5 protein-coding genes are annotated in these 6,014 nt (G+C 72.9%); 3 read left to right on the forward strand and 2 right to left on the reverse strand.

Annotated features, from left to right (window positions below; genetic code table 11):
- Together AB1673_17245 and AB1673_17250 are read left to right on the forward strand one after the other, a co-directional pair.
- Positions 1-600: Rieske (2Fe-2S) protein (locus AB1673_17245; protein MEW6155703.1), on the forward strand; the 600-nt coding region annotated here is incomplete at its 5' end.
- Positions 601-695: 95 nt separating this feature from the next.
- Entirely contained in the window at positions 696-1,880 is a 1,185-nt protein-coding gene (locus tag AB1673_17250) for a cytochrome b N-terminal domain-containing protein (protein MEW6155704.1), read from the forward strand.
- Between the two features lie 12 nt (positions 1,881-1,892).
- Here AB1673_17250 and AB1673_17255 read toward each other — a convergent pair whose 3' ends face one another.
- On the reverse strand, positions 1,893-3,839 hold the full coding sequence (locus AB1673_17255; GenBank protein MEW6155705.1) for a cbb3-type cytochrome c oxidase subunit I: 1,947 nt from the start codon (positions 3,837-3,839) through the stop codon (positions 1,893-1,895).
- Positions 3,836-4,618, reverse strand: coding sequence for a cytochrome c oxidase subunit II (locus AB1673_17260; GenBank protein ID MEW6155706.1), 783 nt, complete (start codon positions 4,616-4,618; stop codon positions 3,836-3,838). Before AB1673_17260 ends, AB1673_17255 begins: the two co-directional genes overlap by 4 nt.
- 260 nt (positions 4,619-4,878) lie before the next feature.
- Here AB1673_17260 and AB1673_17265 point away from each other — a divergent pair.
- On the forward strand, positions 4,879-6,014 hold a 1,136-nt coding region (locus AB1673_17265), incomplete at its 3' end, for a hypothetical protein (protein MEW6155707.1).

Genomic DNA, 6,014 nt, shown 5'->3' on the forward strand with positions numbered 1-6,014 from the left:
GCCCCCGCCGCCCCCGTGGGCGGGCCACCGGGGCGTGGTCCGATGAGCCGGCGGGCGGTCCTGGCGTTGGGCGGGGCAGCCGGAGCCCTCGGCCTGGGTGCGTTGTTCGCCGGCCGCCCCTTGGCCCGTGATGCGAGGGCCCGGTTGAGGACCACGGCTTGGCGGCCCGGGGCACGGCTGGTCGGCCCGGGGGGACAGGCCCTGCGGGTCAACAGCCTGCTGGTAGGTGAGATGGTGACCGTGTTCCCCGAAGGTGGCCCCCGCCGCGCTGACTCCCAGGTGGTGCTCGTGCGGGTGGCTGCCGAGCGGGTGCGGGCTCGGCGCGACCGGGTGTCCTGGTCGCCCGCGGGCAATATCGCCTTCTCGGCGGTCTGCACCCATACAGGCTGCCCCGTGGGCTCCTACCAAGCGGAGGCCGGGCACCTACTGTGCCCGTGCCACCAGTCCGTCTTCGACGTGCTCGACGGTGCTCGGCCGCTCTCCGGGCCCGCCGCTCGGGCTCTGCCCCAACTGCCGCTGGCCGTCGACGACGGTGGTTACCTGGTAGCCGTCGCCGATTTCGACGAGCCCGTGGGGCCGCACTTCTGGGGCCGACGGTGACCGCTCCAGAGCGGGCCCCCTTGGCCGCCCCTACCGTCGCCCCCCCGGAGGCGCCGGGCGGGCGGGACGATCGCTGGTCCGACCTTTGGTCTCAGGTGGCGCTCTCGTGCCTAGGGGTCCTCACCGTCTCTGGTCTCTATCTCATGCTCTTCTTCGTGCCGTCCGGTCGGGAGGTCGTCTACTCGGGTGCCCACGGCCCCCTGCGCGGCGTCGAGATGTCGGCGGCCTACGCCTCGACGCTCGACTTGTCGTTCTCAGTCAGGGCCGGGCTGCTGGCCCGCCAGGTGCACCACTGGGCGGCGCTCGCTTTGGTGGTGGCCGTGACGGCGCGGGTTGGCCGCACCTTCGTGCTCGGACGGTTCCAGCGGCCTCTCCGCGCGGCGTGGGCCATCGGTATAACCCTCATGCTGTTGTCGATGTTCAATGGCTTTCTGGGGGTGGCCTTGACCGGCGACGCCGTCTCGGGCACGGCCGTGCGGACGGCGTATGCGGTCGCCCTGTCCGTCCCGGTGGTGGGGCCCGCCCTGGCCATGGCCCTTTTCGGGGGAGAGCTACCAACCACATCGTTTATCGGGCGGTTCACCGTCCTGCACGTATTCGTCGTGCCCGTGGCCCTGGCCGGGCTCCTGGCCCTGCAGTTGCGGGCCGGGCGGCGTTGGACGCCCGTGGCCCGACGGGCCCGCCTCCGGGCCCGCCTTGGGCCACCGGCCAGCCTCTTGCTGGCGACGGCGGCCGTCCTGGTGGCCATGGGCGGACTGGTGGAAGTCAACCCCGTCTGGCTGCATGGGCCGTCCCGGGGCGAGTGGGCCCCGGCCCCCAGCGCCCAGCCGGTGTGGTTCGTGGCCTGGCTTGAAGGCGCCGTCCGCCTGGCGCCGTCGTGGGAGTCGCAGGTCCTCGCCGTAACGGTCTCCGGACCACTGCTGGCCGGAGCCATCCTCCCCGCGCTGACCATAGGAGCGCTCTATGGCTGGCCGCTCGTCGACACCCGGGTGCTCACGAGGCGCCCCGAGGGCGGTGCGGATCGGCGTCGCCCCGGAAGGGCCGTCCGGGCGGCCCTGTTGGCCGGTACCGCCACTTTCTACGGGGTCCTGGTGCTGGCCGCGGCCGCAGACGCGCTGGCGGCCGGTCTGCAGCTCCCACCCGGTCGGGTCACGGCCTACCTCCGGGTGGCGGCCGTGGGCCTGCCCGTGGTCGCGGCCGTCGCCACCATGGTCATCGTCCGGCCACCGGGCCCGTCCATCCCTACGGTCCCGCCGCCCGAGGACCGCCCGGCGGCGTGAGCAAGTGGCCCCTCATGACAGGTGCGCCCCCTGGTGGGCCTCCCGGGCGGCGCCTGCGGCCGCCCACGTCGCCATGACCATGCCGGTGACGAACACCAAGGGGCCGAGGGTGAGGCCCCCGGCCACTCCCACCAACCCGGCCCCGCCCACCAGGGGCCAGGGGCTGGGTGGGGAGACACCGGTTGCCACCGCGGCACATGGCGGCCCTAGGGGGCTGCGGCCCGCCGACCACAGCCACACCGCGGCCGTGGTCACCGCCAGGGCGGTCCCCGCCAGCAGCACGGTGCTCGCCATCTCCCGGGTCGACAACCAGTACACGCCCGCGGCAAGTGCGTAGGCCAGAGCAACCCCCCCTGCGAGGCGGTGGCCCCGGCGGGCCACGACCGGTTGGACCGGTGCGCCAGGCCTTGGGCGGTCGGAGCCTTGGCCGGCCCAAGGGCCCCAGCCCGGGCCTGGGCCCACCGGTTGCCGGCGGGCCGACGACAACCACACGTTGGCCACGAAGGCCACCATGGCGACTGCCGTGAGCCCGGCTCCCAACGTCGACAACAGGTTGAGACTGCCCCAGCCCCAGGCGGCATCGTAGTCGGCCACCCCCTTGGGCATCCCCCGCAGCCCGAGCACGAACTGGGGCCAGAAGGTGGCGTTGAAGCCGGCCAGGAGCAGCCAGAAGTGGGCGTGGGCCCAGCCCTCGCGCAGCGTCCGGCCCGTGAACGCCGGCCACCAGAAGTACAACGCGGCGAACATCCCGAACAGTGCGGCGCCGAACAAGCCGTAGTGGGACCGGGCGACGGCGAAGTAGGTGCCGTCCGTGTGGGCGCGGACAGACGCGAAGGCGTCGACCCCCATGGCCAGGACGCCGATCACGAGCACGACCGCCGCACCGACGGCGAAGAGCATGGGTGCGGGCGCACGGACCGTCCCACCCCCCATGACCGACACCCAGGCCCAGAGCAGGCGGGCGAAGGGCACGACCAGCAGGAACGACACGGCCGACGCCCACAAGGGGCCTACGGCCCCCACGGTCACCGCACCCTGGGCCCATGCCACCGGTGAGGCGCCTGCGACCAAGATGGCCCCGAGGACCATGCCCCGCCGGCCGGCCCCTCCGGGGGCACGCTTGGCGAAGGCCACGAGCACCTCCCCCACGGCTCCGTAGAAGGGGAGGGCCACCGAATAGAGGATGGGCTGGGCCGCGAACCAGAACACCCGCGACCACAGCTGGGGGCCTCCCCCCGGGTCGGTCCCGAAGAACCGCCCGCCTAGCTGGCGGTCGGCGTGGAGCAGGCCGCCGGCGGCCAGCATCACGGGCATGGCGACCAGCCACATCAGGCAGGTGACCGCCATGGTCGAGGTGAACACCGGGAGCTCCAACAGCCCTCGCCGTGGCCGTGGTTGGAGCACGATGAGGGTGGTGAGGAGACTGATGGCGCCCAGGAGCACCGACAGCGATACCAGCGCCATCCCCGCCACCCACAGGTCGGCCCCCAGCCCCGGCGAGCGGACCGGCCCCGAGAGCGGAACTGCCGCCCACCATGCGAACGACGCCGCTCCCCGGGCCATGGCGAAGCCCGCGAGCATGGTCGTCCCGCCCCCCAGGAAGAGCCAGTAGGCGAACGCACTGGTCCGAGGGAAAGCCAGGCCCGGCGCGCCGCTCTGCGGGGGCACGAGGTAGAGCCCCAGGCCCAGGGCCATCGGGATGGCGAAGAGCATGACCATCACGCTTCCGTGCATGGTGAAGAGCTGGTTGTAGAGGGCCGGCGACACCAGCTGGTGGCCCGGCTCAGCCAGTTCGGCCCTCATGACCATGGCCATCACCCCCCCGACCACCAGGAAGCCGAAGGCCGTGGCCATCTGGAGGGTGCCCACTGTCCTGTGGTCGGTGGCCAGTGCCCAGCGGGCCCACCCGGTAGGCGCAGCCGGGCCGGGCGGGGGACGGCGCTCGGTGAGCACGGTCACACGGGTGGCCGCTGCGGGGTGCCGGGCCCTGGCCGGGGGGCAGCTTGACCGGCCAGGTCCCCCGGCCGCTCGTCCTCGCCGGGCGGCGTCGGGCCGGGTGGGGGCTGCTGGAGCTCTTGCAGGCCGGTTACGAACTCGTCGAACTCGTCCTGGCCGACCACCTCCACGACAAAGGCCATCCGGGCGTGGTCGAGACCGCAGAAGTAGGCGCATGTGCCGCCGAACCGGCCGGTCTGCGACGGGGTCACGTCCAGCCTGCTCTCGGTCCCGGGCACCAGGGCGCGCTTTGTCAGGAACTCGGGGACCGAGAACGAGTGCACGACGTCGGACGACCGCAGGACGAGGCGGGCAGTCGTCCCGACCGGCAGCAAGAGGGTGGGCGGCTCGGCGGCGGTGCCGACGACCGTGATGCCCTCGGTGAGGTAGACGAACCGCCATCCCCACTGGAAGCCGGTCACCTCGATGCGTACGCCCGGCTCGGCGTCGAGCCGGTCGACGTCCCGCTGGGTGAACGCCGCCAAGCCGAACAACACAACCACGACTACCAGCGGGACCATCGTGTACCGGAGCTCGTGGTGGGCGTGCTCGACGAACTTGGCCGGTTCGCGCCTCGCCGCCTTACGGCTACGGACGGACGTCGCCCCGAGGAACACCGTCACCAGGGCCCCCAGGGCGAGCGCCGCCCAGAACAGCACCCGCCAGTGGTCGAGCACCTGGGCGCCTTGGGCGGTGGCTGGTCCAGGCGCGCCGAACCGGCTGCTGCAGGCCGTCCCGGCCACCGCGAGAGCCGCGAGGAGCAGGTGGAACCGGAGCGGGTGGCGCTGGGCCCGGGAACCGATGGCCCGAAGCCTAAGCGACCGGGGCCAACGCCCAGGGCCCCACCCTCGGCCCACCCCCAGGCGATAGGGTGGCCCTCGGCCAGTTCCCGGTGGGACGTGGGGAGGCGGCGTCGGTGGCTCTTGTTCGTCGGAAGGGAAGGGTGCGGCGCCCCGCTGCGGTGCGGTGGTCCTCGCGACGACCACTCGTGTTGGCGGTAGCCATGGTGGCATGGTGGGCGCTCCCGTGGGCGGCGCGGGCGGCTGACCCCACGCTGACCGCTCAGGCGTCCGCCTCCGGGTTCCCGGTAGGCGCCGACATCTTCGACTTGGCCACGCTGGGCGGGGGCGAGAGCCCGACGGGCACCATGACCTTCGACCTCTACGGGCCCGACAACGCCACCTGTGCCGGGCCCCCCATCTTCACGTCCACCAAGCCGGTGGCCGGCAACGGCAACTACCAGTCGGACCCGTTCACCACCCAGGAGGCGGGCACCTACCAGTGGATCGCGCGCTACAGCGGTGACGCTCAGAACTCCCCGGCGGCCACCGCCTGCGGCGACCCGGCCCAGCAGACTTCGGTCTCCAAGCGGAACCCCGTACTGAGCATCCAGGCCTCGCCGGTGACGGCAGGGCAGGTCACCGCGACGGCCACGCTGTCCAGTGGCGCCGGACCGTCGGGCCCCACCGGCACCATGGACTTCGAGTTGTTCGGGCCCGACAACCTCACCTGCGCGTCCCCGCCGGTGTTCCAATCGACCGTGCCGGTAGCGGGCGACGGGGCCTACACGTCCGCCTCGTTCACCCCCTCAGCCCCGGGTACGTACCAATGGCGGGCGGTCTACAGCGGCGACGCCAACAACAACGCTGCGGGCACCAGTTGCAGCGACCCGGCGGCGGCCGTCATCGTGCTGGTGGGTCTCGTCACGCCCACCCTGTCGGTCGCGGCCTCGCCCGGAGTCGTCCTGGGCGGCCAGGTGAGCGCCTCGGCGGCACTCTCGGGCGGCGTGGGCCCCGGCGGCACGATCGGCTTCGACCTGTACGGGCCGGCCGACGCGGGATGCGCCGGGCCTGCGGTCTTCTCCGCGACTGTCACCGTGACCGGCAACGGCACGTACGCCTCCGGGGCGTTCACCCCGTCCGCCATCGGCACCTACCGCTGGAGAGCCACCTACAGCGGCGATGCCGCCCACAGTTCGGTGAGCACCGCCTGCGGCGACCCCGACGGTTCGGTCGTCGTCAGCGCTCCACCCACGACCACCACCACGACGACCACCACGACCACGACCGCACCGACCACGACCACGACCGCACCGACCACGACCACGACCACGACCACGATCGCACCGACCACGACCAC

The organism is Actinomycetota bacterium (assembly GCA_040754375.1).
Taxonomy (GTDB): domain Bacteria; phylum Actinomycetota; class Acidimicrobiia; order Acidimicrobiales; family AC-14; genus JBFMCT01.